Annotated in this window: 18 protein-coding genes; 6 read left to right on the top strand and 12 right to left on the bottom strand. The window is 50.2% G+C overall.

Annotated features, from left to right (window positions below):
* Nucleotides 1-33: 33 nt before the first annotated feature.
* Genes AACS80_RS04415 through AACS80_RS04380 form a run of 8 tightly spaced genes read right to left on the bottom strand, consistent with a single transcriptional unit; the run spans nt 34 to nt 8957 of the window.
* A complete protein-coding gene (locus AACS80_RS04415) occupies nt 34-1005 on the bottom strand; it encodes a TRAP transporter substrate-binding protein (protein ID WP_130206015.1) in 972 nt (323 codons plus the stop codon).
* A 52-nt stretch (nt 1006-1057) separates the two neighbouring features.
* Nucleotides 1058-2359, bottom strand: a complete 1302-nt coding sequence (locus AACS80_RS04410) for a TRAP transporter large permease (protein ID WP_130206017.1) — start codon at nt 2357-2359, stop codon at nt 1058-1060.
* Between the two features lie 42 nt (nt 2360-2401).
* Nucleotides 2402-2878: a TRAP transporter small permease gene (locus AACS80_RS04405; RefSeq protein WP_130259525.1), complete on the bottom strand. Its 477-nt coding sequence runs from the start codon at nt 2876-2878 to the stop codon at nt 2402-2404.
* A 20-nt stretch (nt 2879-2898) separates the two neighbouring features.
* Nucleotides 2899-4980 carry an FAD-dependent oxidoreductase gene (locus tag AACS80_RS04400; RefSeq protein WP_135410870.1) on the bottom strand — a complete coding sequence of 694 codons (2082 nt, stop codon included), beginning with the start codon at nt 4978-4980 and terminating at the stop codon, nt 2899-2901.
* Nucleotides 4977-6518 carry an acyl CoA:acetate/3-ketoacid CoA transferase gene (locus AACS80_RS04395; protein WP_130206023.1) on the bottom strand — a complete coding sequence of 514 codons (1542 nt, stop codon included), beginning with the start codon at nt 6516-6518 and terminating at the stop codon, nt 4977-4979. The genes AACS80_RS04400 and AACS80_RS04395 overlap by 4 nt, the downstream gene beginning before the upstream one ends.
* Nucleotides 6519-6527: 9 nt before the next feature.
* Complete coding sequence (locus tag AACS80_RS04390) at nt 6528-7304, bottom strand: enoyl-CoA hydratase/isomerase family protein (RefSeq protein ID WP_138183677.1); 777 nt, start codon at nt 7302-7304, stop codon at nt 6528-6530.
* Nucleotides 7305-7313: 9 nt separating this feature from the next.
* Nucleotides 7314-8156, bottom strand: a complete 843-nt coding sequence (locus AACS80_RS04385; protein WP_135410872.1) for a sugar phosphate isomerase/epimerase family protein — start codon at nt 8154-8156, stop codon at nt 7314-7316.
* Nucleotides 8157-8165: 9 nt separating this feature from the next.
* Nucleotides 8166-8957 (bottom strand): 3-ketoacyl-ACP reductase, encoded by a 792-nt coding sequence (locus AACS80_RS04380; protein WP_138183676.1) that lies wholly within the window; start codon nt 8955-8957, stop codon nt 8166-8168.
* A 211-nt stretch (nt 8958-9168) separates the two neighbouring features.
* Between AACS80_RS04380 and AACS80_RS04375 the strand changes: the two genes are divergently transcribed.
* On the top strand, nt 9169-9816 hold the full coding sequence (locus tag AACS80_RS04375; RefSeq protein ID WP_130206029.1) for a TetR/AcrR family transcriptional regulator: 648 nt from the start codon (nt 9169-9171) through the stop codon (nt 9814-9816).
* On the opposite strand, the gene ytfB is transcribed toward AACS80_RS04375, so the two are convergent.
* Nucleotides 9800-10435: a cell division protein YtfB gene (gene ytfB / locus AACS80_RS04370; RefSeq protein WP_130259529.1), complete on the bottom strand. Its 636-nt coding sequence runs from the start codon at nt 10433-10435 to the stop codon at nt 9800-9802. The two genes, AACS80_RS04375 and ytfB, sit on opposite strands and share 17 nt — an antisense overlap.
* 217 nt (nt 10436-10652) lie before the next feature.
* Between ytfB and fklB the strand changes: the two genes are divergently transcribed.
* From fklB to AACS80_RS04345, 4 genes are all read left to right on the top strand, one after another.
* Nucleotides 10653-11273 (top strand): FKBP-type peptidyl-prolyl cis-trans isomerase, encoded by a 621-nt coding sequence (fklB, locus tag AACS80_RS04365; protein WP_064525832.1) that lies wholly within the window; start codon nt 10653-10655, stop codon nt 11271-11273.
* Nucleotides 11274-11574: 301 nt separating this feature from the next.
* Nucleotides 11575-12978, top strand: a complete 1404-nt coding sequence (gene cycA / locus AACS80_RS04360) for a D-serine/D-alanine/glycine transporter (RefSeq protein ID WP_130206033.1) — start codon at nt 11575-11577, stop codon at nt 12976-12978.
* A gap of 266 nt (nt 12979-13244) precedes the next feature.
* Nucleotides 13245-14402, top strand: a complete 1158-nt coding sequence (locus tag AACS80_RS04350) for a hypothetical protein (protein WP_135410878.1) — start codon at nt 13245-13247, stop codon at nt 14400-14402.
* 32 nt (nt 14403-14434) lie between these two features.
* A complete protein-coding gene (locus AACS80_RS04345; RefSeq protein ID WP_138183675.1) occupies nt 14435-15928 on the top strand; it encodes a hypothetical protein in 1494 nt (497 codons plus the stop codon).
* A gap of 52 nt (nt 15929-15980) precedes the next feature.
* Here the strand turns inward: AACS80_RS04345 and ytfE are convergent, their stop codons facing one another.
* The 3 genes from ytfE to qorB all read right to left on the bottom strand — a co-directional run bounded on the left by ytfE (nt 15981) and on the right by qorB (nt 18684).
* Nucleotides 15981-16643, bottom strand: a complete 663-nt coding sequence (gene ytfE, locus AACS80_RS04340; protein ID WP_000331449.1) for an iron-sulfur cluster repair protein YtfE — start codon at nt 16641-16643, stop codon at nt 15981-15983.
* Nucleotides 16644-16750: 107 nt separating this feature from the next.
* Nucleotides 16751-17716, bottom strand: a complete 966-nt coding sequence (locus AACS80_RS04335) for a DMT family transporter (RefSeq protein WP_135410879.1) — start codon at nt 17714-17716, stop codon at nt 16751-16753.
* A 107-nt stretch (nt 17717-17823) separates the two neighbouring features.
* Nucleotides 17824-18684 carry an NAD(P)H:quinone oxidoreductase gene (qorB, locus tag AACS80_RS04330; RefSeq protein WP_135410873.1) on the bottom strand — a complete coding sequence of 287 codons (861 nt, stop codon included), beginning with the start codon at nt 18682-18684 and terminating at the stop codon, nt 17824-17826.
* Nucleotides 18685-18772: 88 nt separating this feature from the next.
* Here qorB and AACS80_RS04325 point away from each other — a divergent pair, with 88 nt between their 5' ends.
* Nucleotides 18773-19153, top strand: a complete 381-nt coding sequence (locus AACS80_RS04325; protein WP_000084622.1) for a winged helix-turn-helix transcriptional regulator — start codon at nt 18773-18775, stop codon at nt 19151-19153.
* Nucleotides 19154-19335: the final 182 nt, after the last annotated feature.

The following is a 19335-nucleotide window of genomic DNA, read 5'->3' as shown; positions in this document are numbered from 1 at the left end:
TGAGGGCCGCAATAAGCAGCCCTATTAAGATAATTACTTCGTCGCCTGAATGTCGGCCAGCATTGGGGCAAGGGCAGGGTTATCCTTAGCGAAGTTTGCGTACATTGGCTGTACTTTCTCGATAAACGGAGCTTTATCAACCTGGTAGACTTTCACGCCCATTTTATCCAGTTTCGCAAATTCTTGTTTCTCTTCTTCGCTCCACAAGTCTTTCATGTAGCTCATTGATTCTTTAGATGCTTTTAATATAGCAGCCTGATTTTCCGGGCTAAGTTTATCAAACGCAGCATTGCTCATCAGAACCACATCGGGAACCATAGTGTGTTCGTCAAGGCTGAAAGATTTTGCCACTTCACCGTGACGCATGGTGGTCAGCGCCATCACACTGTTTTCCGCCATATCGACGACGCCCTGCTGTAAGGCTGTATACAGCTCGCCGTAATCCAGTGGCGTCGGGTTACCGCCCATGACTTTGATCATTTCAACTGCGCCAGGACTTGGCTGGACACGGACTTTCATGCCTTTCAGATCGTCTGGTTTCAGTACCGGTTTATTGCCGTAGAAGCTGCGGGCGCCTCCATCATAAAAAGTCAGCCCGAAATAACCTTTGCTTTTCGTTGAGTCGAGGATTTTTCTCCCGATATCGCCCTGCATCACCTGATAATAATGATCACGATCGCGGAACAAATAAGGCAGGCTAAATAATTTATAAGAATTTTCAAATGCTTCCATTTCTGCCGCATTGGTTTTTACCAGCGGAATAGCGCCAGAACGAATCAGCTCCATTGTTTCTCGTTGAGTACCCAATGTTCCATTTGGATAAATACGAATAGTAATATCACCGTTAGAGTACTCTTTGCTCTTTTTCGCAAAGAACTCCATCGCTTTATGAACAGGATGAGACTTATCCTGATTATGACTCAGTTTTAATGTCACTGCCCAGGACTGGCTTGCGGATAACATAAGAACAGCACCGATAATGCCAGCGGATACTTTTATTTTCATAGATGTTCCTTTTCTAATAAATATGGCGGCAGGTGCCGCCAGTGAATGCATATCAGTAGCCCAGTGCTCTTGGCAATGCCATACTGATTTGCGGAATATAGGTCACCATTGCCAGCACCAATACCATCACGGCATAGAATGGCAGCATAGGTTTGATAATTTTATTAATCGGTAATTTAGATACACTACAACCGACAAATAACACACTGCCTACAGGCGGAGTACAAATACCGATACACATGTTCAGTACCATGACAATACCAAAGTGAATCGGGTCCATGCCCAACTCGGTGACGACGGGTAAGAATATCGGGGTGAAAATCAGTACCGCTGGCGTCATATCCATAAATGTGCCAATGATCAACAAGATAATATTGATAATAAGCAGGATTACTATTGGATTATCAGAAATGGTATTGAGCAAATCGAGGATCAGGAAGGGTACGTCAGCGTTGGACATAGCCCATGACATGCCCATTGAAGAACCGATCAATAACAAAACAATTGCGGTGGTAATGACGGATTCCAGAAATATTTTAGGCAAATCTTTAACTGAGATTTCACGATAAAGAACCAGCGCAAGGAAAAGGGTATAAATTACCGCAATTGCCGAAGCCTCTGTCGGGGTAAAAACACCGCTTAGTACACCGCCCATAATTAACACAATCAGGAAAATACTGGGGATCGCCATCCATATAGCCACTCCAGCCTGGCGTAAAGTTGGGCGTTCTGGTTTGGGGTATCCGCGACGTACCGCGATAATACCGGCGACGACCATCAGCGCCAGGCCCAGTAAAATTCCCGGAACATACCCTGCCAGGAACAGTGCAGCAATAGACGTACCGCCGCTGACCAGTGAATAGACGATCAACGTATTGCTTGGTGGAATAAGTAAACCAGTAGGAGCAGAAGCAACGTTAACCGCAGTGCTGAATGCCGGGTCGTAGCCTTCTTTAACCTGTTGCGGATGCATGACACCGCCCATCGCCGCCGCCGAAGCAACGGCTGAACCAGAAATTGCCCCGAACAGCATATTGGCAAGAATATTACAGTGAGCAAGTGAGCCTGGCAGACGACCGCCAAGAATTCGCGCAAAGTTAATTAGCCTTCGTGCTATTCCTCCATGATTCATAATGTTGCCAGACAAGATAAAAAATGGGATTGCCAACAACGTAAAACTATCTAACCCGGAGGCTAACTTTTGGGAAACCACACTCAATGCTGAGTTGAAATCGAGTTGTGTGGAAATTGATGCCAGTGTCGATAAACCAATGGCATAAACAATAGGTACACCTAATGCCAACATAAAAAAGAAGGCACCAAATAACACAATAATCGGTAACCAGTAATCCATAATTTCTCCATTCCTACTATGGTTGGTTGTTGTTTATTATCTTTAGCGTGGTTGTTTAAGTTCTGTTAAAACCATATCTATGGTGTATATAATAATAAGTACACCACTAATCGGGATGCTCATATAGATATATCCCATCTGCCAACCTAAAGCGGGTGAGGTTTGACCTGAATCGAATGTGTCCATAGTTAATAGCCCACCACCATATACCATAATGATGGTGGCGAAGATAATAACGATAGTCTGAATACACAAAAATAAATGACGCCGTGCTTTTCCTTTCAGCATCATAGGAAGCAGGTCAATCGCCAGGTGCCGGTTCTGCCCCGCGGTATAGGCACCACCAAAAAGGCCAAGACAAATAAAAAGCAAACGACTGAGCTCATCCGTAAATATACTGGGGCTTTTAAATATAAATCGTGCTACCACCTGCCATGTCACACATGCCACAATGATCGCCAAAATGGTAATATTCAATGTTGCAAGCAGAGCATTAATAGATCTAATTATATTTCGCATAGTGATTAACCTTTGCAATATCATTCATCCTGTGGCTGGTAAATTGTCCCATTAAGAAAACCAGGCCAGTTTTTTTCAAACCAAATGCCGCGGATAATGGGAAACTCACGAACAGGTGCTTTTCTGACGTGAAAGATACCATTGCAATAATGAATAAGTAGCTTATCTTTTTTATCCTCAGTACGCTCTGAACGAAAGCGCCAAGCATCACAAAAACCATTTCGTGTTTGCGGAATCGAATTTCCATCTCCGTCGAGAATAATACGAGCCCCACGGCTACCACCATCGGCATCAATATAATGCGTCAACTGTGTCAATACGGCAGCAGAGGTCAGCGTCATATGCCGCCACATAAACAGCTCGGCAATTTCGCCCACATGTTTGATAGCCAATCCATGCTGTTGGACAAATTCGTTCAATAGCAGGGCATCACGAGTGGCACGTCGGACTTTATCGGTATGGCAAATAAACCCCGCATGATCAGACATTCGTGCCTGAATTTTTTCCTTAACCAATGACAATGGCATCCCGGTCTCGTTATCGTGCGCCTGAGTAATGCTCTCTCTTATGGACGCTAGGGCCGGAGCGGTCAGTTGTGCAATATCTCCATCAACAGACCGCTGTTGGGAGCAACCAATAAAACGCGCCAGGCGCACTGCAAAAACCTGTCCAGCATTCAGTGCCGCGCCGCCAGGCCGGGTAACGCCGTGAGTTCCGGCAACTTCTCCCACCGCGAAGCAACCAGGCAGGGAGGTTTGCCCCCAGATATCCACTTCTATACCGCCATTCATATGTTGATTGTTCATGGCGAACTGCAGAGGCTGCGCGGTGAGATCGTAACCGTGCATCTTGTACAGCGAGATAGACAGCGGATTCATTCGTTGCAGGCGTTCGATGGGCGATTGCGCCAGGGCGCCGTTGTTTTCAAGATATGCGCGAACGTCGTCGTCCAGTCGATCCAATGAGAACGGCAAATCACCAGGCACCGCTTCAGGATTGCGATTGAAATCCATAAATACCTGGCGACCTGATTGCTGTTCCTGCGCCACCGCCATGTCTAACAAGCTTGAACCAAAATCCATCACTCGTGTGGCGTGGAATGGCCACTGATAGCCTTTACGGAAGATGTTTGAAGCCAGTTCCTGGGTGGTGCGATAGTAATCTGCAAGGAAGTTATACTCGTTGCCCTCAGCATCCACAGAATAGATATACGGGATCACCTGCACATAGGTGCCGGATAAATTCCATGGAAACGTGCTGCGTGGCGTGCCTATACCAAACTGGCTTTCTGTCAGATTGGTTAGCGTCAAACCTTCTTCCAGTGCCAGTCCCAGCGAGCCGAAGCATTTATGTGGATAAACACTGTCGCGATAAAGCTCGCCCGGTCCGCCCGTTGCCAGTACCACATTGGGCGTAGTCACAATGGCCAGCCCCCAGGGGTTATGGGCGCGGGAACCGGTTGCGAGAATAGCCCCCGCAACGCGATCTTCGCCATTCTCTCCGCACTGATGCAGGAGCTTAATCACCGTTGCACTGGTCAACATTGGGATGGCGAGGCGCTGCACTTCCTCCAGCAATACTTTTACCATCAGGCGAGATGTCCGCGGTCCACAGGAGGTTGCGCGTCCGGCTTCGTCATGGTCGGTTTGATAACGGAGAATTGCGCCATAGCGATCTTCCGGTAATTCCAGACCAAGATATTGCAGACCGCCGAGGGTATGCAGGGAACCGACCGCCTCGACATAAGCGGTGTCGTGATCCATTGCGCCACCGCTCGCCAGTGCTTCCGCCAGTTTGGCGAAGTTGTCACCATTGCCCGCAGTAGCGGCGGTAAACAGTGTTTGTTTATCAGAACCGGAACACGCTGACGTCCCCATGTATAACCCGGCGGTCGCGATCAGTACATTTTGCTGGCGACGTTTCAGCTCAACCGCCGCACGTAATCCTGCTGCGCCGCTACCAACGACCAGCGCATCAACTTGCCAGATCGGGTAATCAACATCCTCAACGGTGACAATTGACGTTGGTTCTGCTGACACAAACCCCTTTGGAAAAGTGACGTGCGTCAGCGAATCGAGGATGGCGTCATCAAGCTGGCTCATGCATCCTCCATCGGCGTAAACAGGCTGCTTTCCATCAGACGTGGTTGCCTGATAATCGGGCGGAAGGCCATGAACGGCAGAATGTCGCGCTCAATCTCCACACCTGGTGCGATCTCAATTAATTCAACGCCTTCTGCCGTTAACTGGAATACCGCGCGTTCGGTGATATACAGCACCTCCTGACCGCTTTGCTGTGCGTACGCGGCGCTAAAGGTAATTTTTTCCACCTGAGTAACCAGTTTGGGGATTTGACCTGACTGGGCGATATGCAGGCCATCTGGCGTTACATCGATTTTGCTGCCTTTGGCGTCAAACGTGCCGCAGAACACCACTTTTCGGGCGTTTTGTGCAATTTCGAGGAAGCCGCCGGGGCCGATCAGATTGCCGTTGAGATGCGAAACGTTGACGTTGCCGTGCTGATCCATCTCGCCCATGCCGAGGAAAGTGATATCGATACCGCCGCCGCTGTAGAATTCGAATTGATCCAGCGAAGGGATAATGGCGTCGGCGTTACGGGCGCAGCCAAAAAACGCGTCATCCAGCATCATGCCGTTATGTACGCCTTGCTCAACACTTAGCCACAAACTTTGATAAGGCACGCCTTCACGCAGCGCAACGCCAGGAATACCGCCCGGAATACCAAAGCCAAAGTTGGTTGAAGCGCCAGCCACCAGTTCGCGCGCTGCCCGACGGGCAATCAGACGACGCACCGGATGACTAACCAGTTCAATAGCGTCGTTAGAACTCAGACGGCGATGTTGACCACTAATTGTCAGGTCGTAACCACCAAGATAGGTTTGCGGTTGTTCGCGGTGTTCAACGATGCCATCGACCAGAATCCCCGGAAGCTTGACTCTACGTGGTTCAAGCGCGCCTGCTTCCAGTACATCGCGCACCTGTACGAACACTTTGCCGCCGCTGTTGTGTGCTGCCAGCGCCATTGAATAGCTATCCATATCAATCGCTTCTTCTTCGAGGCTGACGTTGCCACGCGGATCGGCATAAGTGCCGCGCAAAATGGCATAGTCCACTTTGAAAGGGCGATAGCGGAGTTTGGTTTCACCATCAATTTCAATCAGTTCTACCAGATCATCGGTGGTGCAAGCGTTTGACTTCCCGCCGCCATTACGCGGATCAACAAACGATCCCAACCCTACGTGGGTAAAAAGTCCCGGACGTCCGGCGCCGATCTCCCGCAGCAGAGCCTGAATTACGCCGCCCGGGAAGCAGTAGGCTTCAATGGCATTGTTTTTCACCAGTTCCTGCATTTTGGGCGACCAGGTAAAGTGTCCGGCAATTATGCGTTTGAGCATTTCGGCATGAGCGAAGCGATTGGTACCTTTGCTGTCGCGATCGCCAATACCCAGCGAGTGGATTAATGTCAGATCGCGCGGGTGTCCGGTTTGCAGGAAACGAGCTTCAATGGCTGCCAGAATATGGTCAGCTTCCACCATGCCGCCGCCGTTACCGCTAATGGCAATGGTTGCGCCGTCCTGAATTTGCGCCGCCAGTGCCTCGGCGGTTGTTATCTTACGCATACAATTTCCTTATTGATTGTGGAAGCTCACGCTACTTTTTTCGGCAAACGCGCGCGTCGCCTGCTGGCAATCCTGAGTGGCGGACATTAACCCTGCCAGTAACTGGTGCGAGTAATCGGCGTGTTTATTTTCCAGCGCCAGAATCAGTTGCTTAATATGCGCCAGTGCCACCGGACCACATTTTTCCAGCTGCGCTAACTGATTCGCCATCCAGCTTTCTACCTGTTCTTTTTCCACCACTTCATCAATTAAATTCGCCGCCTGGGCTTCATGTGCCGTCAGACGTTTCCCCAGCATCAGCATCTGGCGACCGACCACCGGGCCAACCTGATTAAGCACGCGCTCGATGCCCATCCAGCCTGGCACCATGCCGAGGATCACTTCAGGATTAGAGAATTTCGCGTGGGGGCGAGCGATACGAATATCACAGCACAAGGCGAGTTCAATCCCACCGCCAATGGTATGACCGTTGAGATTCGCAACGGTTAATTGGGGTAAATTGCGCAGGCGATTAAAAACCTCATTACCGCGTTTAATCCATTTTCTGCCCATATCTAATGGCGAATAGGCTGACCACGATTTAATATCGCCGCCTGCACAAAAGAATTTATCGCCGGTAGCAGTTAATTCGACTAATCGTAATGTGGTGTCGTTTTCAATTTCATTTAAATAATGATCGAGAGATTCGATCATTTCTTCATTAATAGCATGACATTTATCTTCACGGTTCAATGTCAGGCGGCAGGAAGCCGCCGCTCTGCTGAACAGAACGGGTTGGTCACTCATGTTCATTCCTTAACAATAATGCGCGATGCGATCGACGCTAATATCCAGCGTGCTGTTAATATCTTTCTGCCACCAGTACGGCGAGAATATTTCCAGTTCAATAGCGCCATTAAATCCGGCGTTTTCAACCAGCCGACGGATTGACGGAATATTGATGACGCCATCTCCCGGCATTCCCCGATCATTGACCAGATCGGTGGTTGGTACTAACCAGTCGGAAACATGAAACGCGAGAATGCGTTTTCCGGCACGCAGGATTTGGCTGGCGAGATCCGGATCCCACCAAACGTGGTAGACATCCACCGCGACGCCGAGGCCAAATTCGCCATCGGGATCGAGTTCATCACACCAGTCCAGCGCCTGGCGTAACGTGCACAAACAGGAACGATCGGCTGCGGTCATCGGGTGCAGCGGTTCCAGCGCAATCGGCACGCCGACCTCTTTCGAATGCGGTAGTAACTGGCGAATCCCTTGTTTCACCTGTTCCCGCGCCTCATACAGATCTTTTGTACCCGTTGGCAGTCCACCAACCACCTGCATATAACAGGCGGCGTTAAGCACGGCGGCGTCGTCCAGCGCCCGGCGGTTATCATCAATCGCTAGTTTGCGTTCCGCCAGCGTCGGTGCGGTGTAGTAAGTGCTACGGCACAAACCGGAAACGCTCATGTTACTGGCGGCGAGTTGGCGGGCGATCTGCTGGAGATCTTCGCCCTGCAATTCTCTGCGCCAGGGGGCTATTGCGCCAATACCGCGCGCGGCGCAAGCGTCAATAATGGCGGGCAGCGGCGTTTTATAACCCAGCGTCGCGGTATTAATGCTGAATAAATCAGGGCGTTGTAACAGATCTCTCATGATTCAGCCTCAGAAGCGCGGCATACTTAAGCCGCCGTCGATGGCGACCGCCTGACCACAGGTGTAAATCAGTTTGCCTTCCGCCATCGCGCGGACAGTGGAGGCGATATCAGCCGGATAACCCCAACGTCCCCACGGCACCAGACCTTTGGCAATCAATTCGTCGTAATAGGCGGTTGCCGGAATGGTCATATCGGTTTTTATTAGGCCAGGGCGCACTTCATAGACGCCAATTTGTTCGTTACAAAGGCGAGCGGCAAACAGACGAGCAGCGGCAGAAACGGCGGTTTTGGCAATGGTGTATTCGCCGCGATTCATCGCCAGCATGATGGCGTTTATGGAACTGACAAAAATAATCGAACGGTGCGGCAGCTCCGCTTCCGGCTTCGGCTGTGCCAGTAAGCGTTTACTGAATGCCTGAGCGAGGAAAAACGGCGCGCGGGTGTTAATGGCAATGTTGTCGTCGAAGCTGTCTGGCTCCAGGTCGAGAATATCGCCGCGTTTTTTTACGGAAATTCCCGCGTTATTGAGCAGGCAATCCAAACGGCCCCACTGGTTTTGCGCCGCGTCGAGCATCTCTTCATGTAGGGAGAGATCGCCGACATCGGCAGGGAAGCAAATGACTTCCACGCCTTCTGCCATACATTCTTGTTGTGTGATATGCAGTTTTTCTACGCTGTCGGCATCAGGGCGATCGTTAATCAGCAGGTTAAACCCGCCACGAGCAAGTTCCAGCGCACAACCCTTTCCAATACCACGTGCAGCGCCAGTGATGACAGCAACAGGACGAGTGGATTTCATAGGTTAATCCTCTTTTTTTGAATATTGTTTCCTTAAGTGATGGTTAGCTTGCAACTAGTTAGTAAAAAGATCAACCATCTGGTTGGTTGATCTGCGATAATGATCACAGGACATTTGATAACTCGATGAAAGACAATGTTTTGCCTTTTTGCTGTCGCTGAGATCAAATACGGTTATGATAGCCATCACGAAGAAGACGTGGGGAAGCGGAATGTATCTTGATACCAGTCACGCGCAAAACCTGAAGGAAAAATTGTTGTTATGCGCAGTCAATGAATTTGCCGAATATGGCTACGAAGGGGCCAGAGTCGATAATATTGTGAAGGCCGCAGGGTGCAGTAAACAGACGGTTTATCACCACTTCGGGAACAAAGAAAATTTATTTATTGAAGTTCTGGAATATACCTGGAATGATATTCGGCAAAAAGAAAGATCCCTTGATGTTTCTGGCCTTCCGCCACAAAAAGCCATAGAGGAAATTATCGATTTCACCTGGGATTATTATATATCTAATCCCTGGTTTCTAAAGATCGTGCATAGCGAAAACCAAAGTAAAGGTGTGCATTATGCGAAATCACAGCGCCTCCAGGATATTAACCACGCGCACTTGCAGTTAATGGAGTCATTATTGGCTGAAGGGAAGAAACGTAATATTTTTAAGCCAGATATCGACCCGCTGCAGGTGAATATTAATATTGCTGCACTCGGGGGATATTATTTGATAAACCAGCATACACTTGGCCTGGTTTATCACATCAGTATGGTTTCACCGCAGGCGCTGGAAGCCAGACGTAAGGTCATCAAAGAAACGGTCCTTAGCTGGCTTCTGATTGACCCTTCAGCTATCGAGCGCGAATAAAACTGCCATCCGGCTGGCGGGTAAACAAGACTTGTTGATTATTCCCCGTATCAATGGTTAAGCCCGTCACCACGCCGCTGGCGTTCTGGCGGATTTTCACTATCTGCCCGTTTTGCAAATTACTTAATGGTTTACCTGCGCCTTCTACCTGTGCCATTGCGTATACATCGGTAGGAGGCAGACCGTGGTCGCGGAACAGTTGTGCCATCGTTTTACCGGCTTCAACACGATAAGAGCGCCATTGATTGTCAATGCCGCTATCTGGCTGGAAAGGTTGCGCTTGCGTAGTTTGCTGCTCTTCCGGTTGACCTTCCTGTATTGGTTCTGGAGCGACCGGGGCAACTTGATCCGGATCGTTTTGCGGCGTAACTAGCTGCGCCCGAAGTTGTTCTTCTGTCGGCGGCTGAGATTGCGACTGAATATCCAGCTGCGCTTCACGCGTCACGACGGGGGAGTCGGGCGCATCCTCAGACGGAAGCAGAAAACCGACCACCAAAATAATGGCGGCAATAATAATCCCCCGACGATGCATCGGTGGTAGCGGATCCATGAAGCGAAAGTTGTCCGGCGCGTGCCAGACCTTCTCCAGGGTTGGTTTTAGTTCAAAGCGCCCGGGCATGGTTTCCTCCTGCTCCGCGTCTTGTTCCTCAATCATAGCCTATGAATAAGCTAACGCTATGATGTCCGTGGTAAACCCGCCTCTATTATATTCATACGGGATATTGCTATTGTTTCTTTTTCCCCGGGATTTGTCATCACTCTCGCGACAAAGTTTTACCCAAGGAAGTGTGGCTGATATGCTGCCCGTTACTTTATACCCTGAGGAAGGAAATACGATGACCACCCCAACTTTTGACACCATCGAAGCGCAAGCAAGCTACGGCATTGGTTTGCAGGTAGGGCAACAACTGAGTGAATCTGGTCTGGAAGGGCTGCTGCCAGAAGCGCTGGTTGCAGGTATTGCCGACGCGCTGGAAGGCAAACATCCGGCAGTTCCGGTTGATGTGGTGCACCGCGCGCTGCGTGAAATCCATGAACGTGCCGATGCTGTTCGTCGTCAGCGTTTCCAGTCGATGGCTGCTGAAGGTGTGAAATATCTTGAAGAAAACGCTAAAAAAGAAGGCGTGAACAGCACTGAATCCGGCCTGCAATTCCGCGTGATCAACCAGGGCGAAGGCGCAATTCCTGCCCGTACCGACCGCGTCCGCGTTCATTACACCGGTAAATTGATCGACGGCACTGTATTTGACAGCTCTGTTGCCCGTGGCGAACCGGCTGAATTCCCGGTGAACGGCGTGATCCCTGGCTGGATTGAAGCACTGACTCTGATGCCAGTAGGTTCTAAGTGGGAACTGACGATCCCGCAGGAACTGGCCTATGGCGAGCGTGGCGCTGGCGCATCCATCCCTCCGTTCAGCACCCTGGTGTTTGAAGTCGAGCTGCTGGAAATCCTCTAAGCAGCGTATTCTGTTCCCCTCGAGCCAGAGGGGAGCAGGCATTTAGCAATAAACCCTTCAGTTTGCCAATCGGCGATATTTTGTGTTGCAAACGCTCCGTAAGCGTGTATTTTTGTGAGCTGTTTCGCGTTATCACCGTGATATGACACTCACTTTAAACATAAAATTAACATTAGATCTAAATCTTAGTATTCATCCCGCGTATTGTTTCCTAATATCGATGAGTCCCGATACAGATTCGTCGTATCATAGACTGACTAAAGGCCGCAGAGCCTGAACAACACAGACAGGAAGAAAAAACATGGTAGATCAGGTAAAAGTCGTTGCCGATGATCAGGCTCCGGCTGAACAGTCGCTACGGCGCAATCTCACAAACCGGCATATTCAGCTTATTGCCATTGGCGGCGCCATTGGTACGGGGTTGTTTATGGGATCCGGTAAAACAATCAGTCTTGCCGGGCCGTCGATCATTTTCGTTTATATGATCATCGGTTTTATGCTCTTTTTCGTGATGCGGGCAATGGGGGAATTGCTGCTTTCGAATCTGGAATACAAATCTTTTAGTGACTTCGCTTCCGATTTATTAGGGCCGTGGGCAGGATATTTCACTGGCTGGACTTATTGGTTCTGCTGGGTGGTTACCGGTATGGCGGACGTGGTTGCCATCACGGCTTATGCGCAGTTCTGGTTTCCGGGGCTATCTGACTGGGTCGCCTCGCTGGCGGTGATAGTGCTGTTGCTGACCCTGAACCTCGCCACCGTGAAAATGTTCGGTGAGATGGAGTTCTGGTTTGCGATGATCAAAATCGTCGCCATCGTGTCGTTGATTATCGTCGGCCTGGTCATGGTGATGATGCACTTCCAGTCTCCAACCGGTGTGGAAGCGTCATTTGCGCATTTGTGGAATGACGGCGGCTGGTTCCCGAAAGGCTTAAGCGGCTTCTTTGCCGGATTCCAGATAGCGGTTTTCGCTTTCGTGGGGATTGAGCTGGTAGGTACTACTGCTGCGGAAACCAAAGATCCTGAGAAATCACTGCCGCGCGCAATTAACTCTATTCCGATCCGCATTATTATGTTCTACGTCTTCGCGCTGATTGTGATTATGTCCGTGACGCCGTGGAGTTCGGTAGTCCCGGATAAAAGCCCGTTTGTTGAACTGTTCGTGTTGGTGGGGCTGCCTGCTGCTGCCAGCGTGATCAACTTTGTGGTGCTGACGTCTGCGGCTTCTTCTGCTAACAGTGGCGTCTTCTCTACTAGTCGCATGCTGTTTGGTCTGGCGCAGGAAGGTGTGGCGCCGAAAGCGTTCGCTAAACTCTCTAAACGCGCCGTACCAGCGAAAGGGCTGACCTTCTCTTGTATCTGTCTGCTCGGCGGCGTGGTGATGTTGTACGTGAATCCAAGCGTGATTGGCGCGTTCACGATGATCACGACGGTTTCCGCAATTCTGTTTATGTTCGTCTGGACGATTATCCTTTGTTCGTACCTGGTGTATCGCAAACAGCGCCCGCACCTGCATGAGAAGTCAATCTACAAGATGCCGCTCGGCAAGCTGATGTGCTGGGTATGTATGGCGTTCTTTGTGTTCGTCATCGTGCTGCTGACGCTGGAAGATGACACCCGCCAGGCGCTACTGGTTACCCCACTGTGGTTTATCGCGCTGGGGCTGGGCTGGCTGTTTATTGGTAAAAAACGCATGGCGAAGTAATGCCGCTAAGGCACCTGCGGGTGTCTTTCAGGCTGCAAAATTGCCTGATGCGCTACGCTTATCAGGCCTACAGAACCTCTGCAATATATTGAATTTGCGTGCTTTTGTAGGCCGGGTAAGGCGTTTACGCCGCATCCGGCATGAACAAAGCACACTTTGTCAGCAATCTCCTTTGTCTTTATACATTCCTAAAAATACTTCCTGTCATCGACAGCTCTCAGGCGCGGGCTTACCGTGGATCTTTGCCACTCATTGCAGAGTTCACTATGGCTAAGCACAGTTGGTTATTAATCGCCGCATTACCTCTCTCCATTTCACCTTCCTGGGGCGCAGATTTTTATTATCGCCAGCAGGAGAAAAGCACGGTTTATGTCGCCGAACAGAAGGGAGAAAAAGATGAGATCCTCTCCGAACTGCCGGACGTTAATTTTTCCCGCCTCTGGCGCATTGCCAATTTAGCCAATAAACAAGAAACCCGTTTACTGTCCGATTTTAATCCCGATAAGTTCGACTGCGATGATGAGGGGGATTGCCAGCATACCTGGCTCACCGATGGACGTTCTGTCCTTTGGGCAGGCAAAGTCCTGAAAAATCCATCCGGTGAACCTAATGTCGATGCCGCCAGTTTCCAGGCATTCGGTGCTTTCGCTGCTGATAAACGCAGTATCTATTTTGACGGTCAGCGTACCGATGATAATAGCGGCGATAAGCAGGTGGATATGTCAACGCTGGAAGAGACGGACATCTGGAATTTACTGCGTGATAAAAATAGTCTTTGGCATAAGGGGCGCTGGTTGGGAGGCACTGACGGGTTTCAAATCGTGCGGCATGATTCATCCCTGCAATTTGTTGTGCTGACAAATTCGCAGGTGATTGTTAATGGCAAGCCGCTGCCCGCCGATCGCAAAACCTTTCAGATTAAACGTTGGATGCCTGGCGAACGGTTGGTTTATCGCGATAAAAGCGGTGAGCATGACTATGAGCTGGAGGATACCAGCTATCGCTGTGCACCTTTTAATATTGGTCTGAATAACGTGTCCTGGCTCAAACATAAAGCCACTCCAGCGGGCAGTGAGTGTATTTATGAAACGCTGGCGGGAGTTGATCCGGAATATTTTTATCTATTTGTTCGGAATACCGGTTTATATAAGAACCAAATTTATAAAGTCACAACCAACGCCCTGGGCGAAGGGGAGTTGATTAATCTCAAGCCAGAGGATCTCTCCGACTCACTTGAAGCAGGTGGTAGTTGGGGATTAACTAACACGTTTATATCAACAGACGGGCAGCTTTACACTCAACAAGCGACTGGAATTGGGAAAGAGCACGCCCAACAAGGTGAATGGCTGCGTTATAACTTAGGTAAGGGAGGTTGGTCATCGGTGAAGCAACCCCCGAGCGGTCTTAAACCCTTATTTAAATAACCTCTTCACGCTAACAGCTTCAGGATGACGCTATGTTGCCAATTAAACCCTTTTGTCTCGCACTGGCTTTATTTTCAACCTCCTCACTAGCCTGCTCCGGTGTGCCTACTGCTGTGTTTTATTACCAGCCGTGGGGGCAAGGCACAAAATATATCGTTGAAGATAGCGACGGTTACGGACTCTATTTCCCGGATATTCATATACCACAGGTGAAGTTCAAACAACTGCGCCGTGTATCTGACGGCACTGATGATGAATATGATTCTCCTGATGATATCAATAATGATTTTGTGCGGGTGGATGGTGGCGCTTATATCAGAACCAACGGTGGTTGGCGTTTCGACTGGTTGACTGATGGCCGCCATATTTTATGGGCAGGGAAAATAGTTCAGAACCCGCCGGGGATACCGAAAGTCGATGCCGCAACATTCCGCGCATGGGGGCGTTTTGCTGCCGATAAAGACAGCCTCTATTTTGATGGCGAACGCACGGATGATAATCACGGCGAAAAGCAGGTCGATATGGATTCGCTGCAACAGGTGGGAGGGAGGATGAATTCAATTGATTCCGCGGATGTGCTGAAAGATCGTCGCAATCTTTACTTTCAGGGGCGCTGGTTAGGTAGTGCGCAAGGGTATTCTATTCTTGACATTAAACCCTGGACACGTCGTCCCATTATTTATTCACCTAATAGCTGCGAAAGCAAAAGTAATCCGGGACCCTGGGATACAATCTGGCGGACTAAATCGCAGGTCTTTGTGAATGGAGATGCCATCAACGCCGATCCGGATACCTTTCATATTGTGCGCTGGATAGCCGGTTCACTGCTGATTTATCGCGATAAAGACGGGGAGAAACGTTATGCGTTCGGTAAAAATTGCCGGAGTACGTTTGACCTGCAGCGGGATAAAGTAACATGGTTGACGCGTGATGCTTCCCGGCACGCTAATGATTGCCGGGTTGCGACTATTCCTGATGTTGATCCGGAATATTTTCGCCCGCTGACGGAGAATGTGGCGCAATATAAAGATTCGCTCTATCTGGTGAAATATATATCTGCAGTCGAAAAAACGCTGTCGGTCATACATTTACCCGACCCGCAACAAGAATTACAAGAAGGTGTTAATATTGTAGGGAATAAAGTTTATTTCATTGCGAGCGATGATGTGACTATTTTTGATATCAATGGGCAATGGCAGTGGTATAAAAGCTCCGATGGCACACCATTAAATTATTTAGCACATGACGATCGCTATACGTATTTTATTAATGGAGACACGGTTGAGCATTTTGAACTGAAAGGCCAATGGACCTGGTTTAAAGACGCTAATGGTCGATTATCAGATACCTTTGCTCATGATGACCATTATATTTATTACGTAGGCGATGGGCTGGTTCGTGATGCGAAGCGGCGTAATGAGACTCGACAACTCAATGCGGCGCATCTTGATAAAAATGGCAGTCTGCTTACCGTTGAAGGCAGATACACCAGTTACAACAATGAATTACTTCCATTGAATGACTGAATCACTTAATAATCAACGATCCTGCTCATGTCAGGATCGTTGATCGAACAAATCACTCACCCGCCAGCGCGCGTGGGAACAGCACATTGTTTTCCAGACTGATGTGATCCATCAGGTCATCAATCAGTTCATTAATGCCGTTATACATCGCTTTCCAGGTGGTGCAGGCTTCCGGCGGCGGTGTGACGTTATTGGTGGTGTGTTTGATCACTTCCAGCAGTTCGCCCGCTTCATCGTGCTCGCTTTCCATTACGCTGATTGGCCCCATTGCCTGGCTGCCCATGCCTTGTTTGATCATCGGGAAGAGGATCTGCTCTTCTTTCATCATGTGGCTGGAAAGCTCTTCATGCAGCATAGTCAGATATTTTGTCAGCCCTTTTGGCACGCTCGGTTTGTCGGCGTGAACGCGCTCTACTTTGGTAGCTTGCAGGATCAGCTCCGGCAGTTGCTCGCGGTGACGATCGTGGTAGCGCACGATGATATGGTCGATGATTTCCGCCAGTGGGGCGCTACGCCAGTCTTTCTCAATCGGTTGTTCAGCAAGCTTTGCCAGCTCGGCCTCAATGACGTCAACATCCAGCTCTTTACGTGCCGCAGCACGAGCCAGCGTCTGCTTACCGCCACAGCAGTAATCCATATCATATTTACGAAACAGAGCCGAAGCGCGAGGAATAGAGAGCGCCAGTTCACCTAAAGGTTGGTCGCGATAAGCCATAGCTGATACCTCATTCTTAATAATATAAGATGTATTTTAAATGCATCTTTAAGGCAAAAGCTATAACCCTTACGTAGCAGAGGCTTATTTAACTCACTGCCAGCATGTCAACTTTCTGAGACAGATTCAGTTAAAGGCTTTTCCGGTTTTGCTCTGACCGCAATAACCACGCCAACCACTAACAGCGCGATACCGCTCAACGTCATCAGCGGTGGCATTTGCTGGCGGAGTAAAAAGGTGTACAGCAAACCTGCCAGCGTTTCGAAAACAATCAGCGGCCCGAGAATCACTGTCGGTAATCGCTGGCTGGCGACGTTCCAGCAAAGCGCGCCGACCCATGAGCAAAGCACGGCAATCGCAATCATCAGGCTGATAAACACCAGCGGACGGGGGCCAAAGGGTAGGGAGAATTGCGGCGTTTGGGTATTCAGCCAGTAACAAGCGACGAGATAGCCGATGAGAGAAACCGGCAGTGTGACCAGTGCCTGGGCCGTCGCCCACATCATTGGATGTTTGTCTGGGTTTTCCCGCAGCCAGCGGGCGTTGCGCAGGGCATACCACGCCCAACAGACTACAGAGACTGACGCCAGCACGATGCCTGAGGTATAACGAGCCCAGTCAAAATCGGGGTGTCCGTGGTTTAACTCAGCAATATTCACACACGACAGGCCGATGCCAATACAAACCAGCGCCGGGGCGAGTTTCCCCCACGCGAGTTTGCCGTCGCGCTGGCTATAAAGCAGATTGGCGAAGACAGGAATAACTACCGGCAGAGTTCCGATAATCATCGTGGAAACAGGCGCGCCGGTACGTTGAATGGCACTGGCGAGACAGAAGTAATAGATCAGGTTGCCCATCATGGTGAGCATTAGTGCGGTAAGCCAGTCGCGACGCGCCAACTGACGCAGACGCACGCGTCCCAGCCAGGCAATGGGCAGCGCAATTAACCCTAACGCCAGATAACGCCCCATCGACTGCAACATCGCCGGGTATTCTGGCACGATCAACGGCCCGACAAAAATAAGCCCCCACATCAACCCTGCTAACAGGGCGTACAGCACGCCGCTAATCATTACTGGCATCCATTGGTCTGTCAGAAGAAAGTTCAGGAAGCAGACGTGATTGCTCCCGGCATCCCGTCATTATCAGAGAGGATGCGGGAGGATGCCACTTTAATTAACTAGTTATTAACATTAAAAAGATGGCTTACGCTTTCGGCTAGCGTTGTCGTTGGGCGGCCAATTAATTTGCTAAGCGTTTTGCTGTCATCAAACAGACCGCCTTTCGATGCGCCAACGTCAGAATCCGCCAGCATATCCGCCAGTCCGCCAGGCAGTCCGACGCTTTTCAGTGCCGCGGCGAAATCGGCTTCGCTCAGGTTTTGATAGGTAACCTGTTTGCCGCTCTGTTTGGTCAGCTCTGCCGCTAACTGTGTCAGCGTCCAGGCACTATCACCTGCCAGTTCATAAATTTTGCCTTCGTGGCCTGTTTCGCTCATTACGCGCGCCGCAGCTTCTGCATAATCTGCGCGCATGGCTGAGGCAATTTTGCCATCGCCCGCGGCACCGATAAATACGCCGTGCTCCAGTGCTGCCGGGGCGCTGGCGAGGTAGTTTTCGGTGTACCAGCCGTTACGCAGCAGGGTATAAGCGATGCCAGAATCAGCCAGCATTTTCTCCGTCTCGATGTGCTCATCGGCGAGGCCGAGCGGTGAGGTATCTGCATGTAGCAGGCTGGTATAAGCGATAAATTTCACGCCAGCCGCCTTTGCGGCATTAATAACATTACGATGCTGCGGGGCACGTTGACCCACTTCGCTGGAAGAGATCAGCAGCAGTTTTTTCACTCCCTGAAGTGCAGATGTCAGTGCGGCTTCATCGCCGTAGTCAGCCTGGCGCACGGTAATGCCTTGTGCTGTCAGAGCCTGTGCTTTTGCCGGATTACGAACGATAGCCACTATTTGGCTGGCAGAAACCGATTTCATCAAAGATTCAATAACATAGTGACCAAGTTGGCCAGTTGCGCCAGTAATAGCGATCATGGGAAGTCTCCATCTGTTTGTCTTGTGTTTAAATACGCTAACACCTAAACTTACTTTTAGTAAGTACGTACAAAAAGGTAAGTATGAGATGAGTCAGGTTAGCCTGTCGCAACAACTGAAAGAGGGAAATCTCTTTGCTGAACAGTGCCCTTCGCGCGAGGTGTTGAAACACGTCACCAGCCGTTGGGGGGTATTGATTCTGGTGGCGCTACGCGAAGGTACTCATCGCTTTAGCGACCTGCGGCGCAAAATCGGCGGGGTGAGTGAAAAGATGCTTGCGCAGTCGTTACAGGCGTTAGAGCAGGATGGTTTTCTTAACCGTATCGCGTATCCGGTGGTGCCGCCGCATGTGGAATATAGCCTCACGCCGCTGGGCGAGCAGGTGAGCGAAAAGGTTGCTGCACTGGCGGACTGGATTGAGTTGAATTTGCCCGAGGTGTTGGCGGTGCGGGATGAACGTGCGGCATAACAGCCGGATGCGCTGCGCTTCTACGGCCTACGGTTCATAGCTTGTAAGGCGGATAAGGTGCGTCAGCATCGCATCCGCCAGGAAGAGCCGGATGCGCTGCGCTTATCCGGCCTACGGTTCATAGCTTGTAGGGCGGATAAGATGCGTCAGTATCGCATCCGACAATAAATGCCGGATGCGGT

This window comes from Escherichia sp. E4385 (genome assembly GCF_963883145.1).
Classification (GTDB): domain Bacteria; phylum Pseudomonadota; class Gammaproteobacteria; order Enterobacterales; family Enterobacteriaceae; genus Escherichia.
The sequence above is the reverse complement of the archived record's forward strand: the minus strand, read 5'-3'. Positions and strand labels throughout refer to the sequence as shown.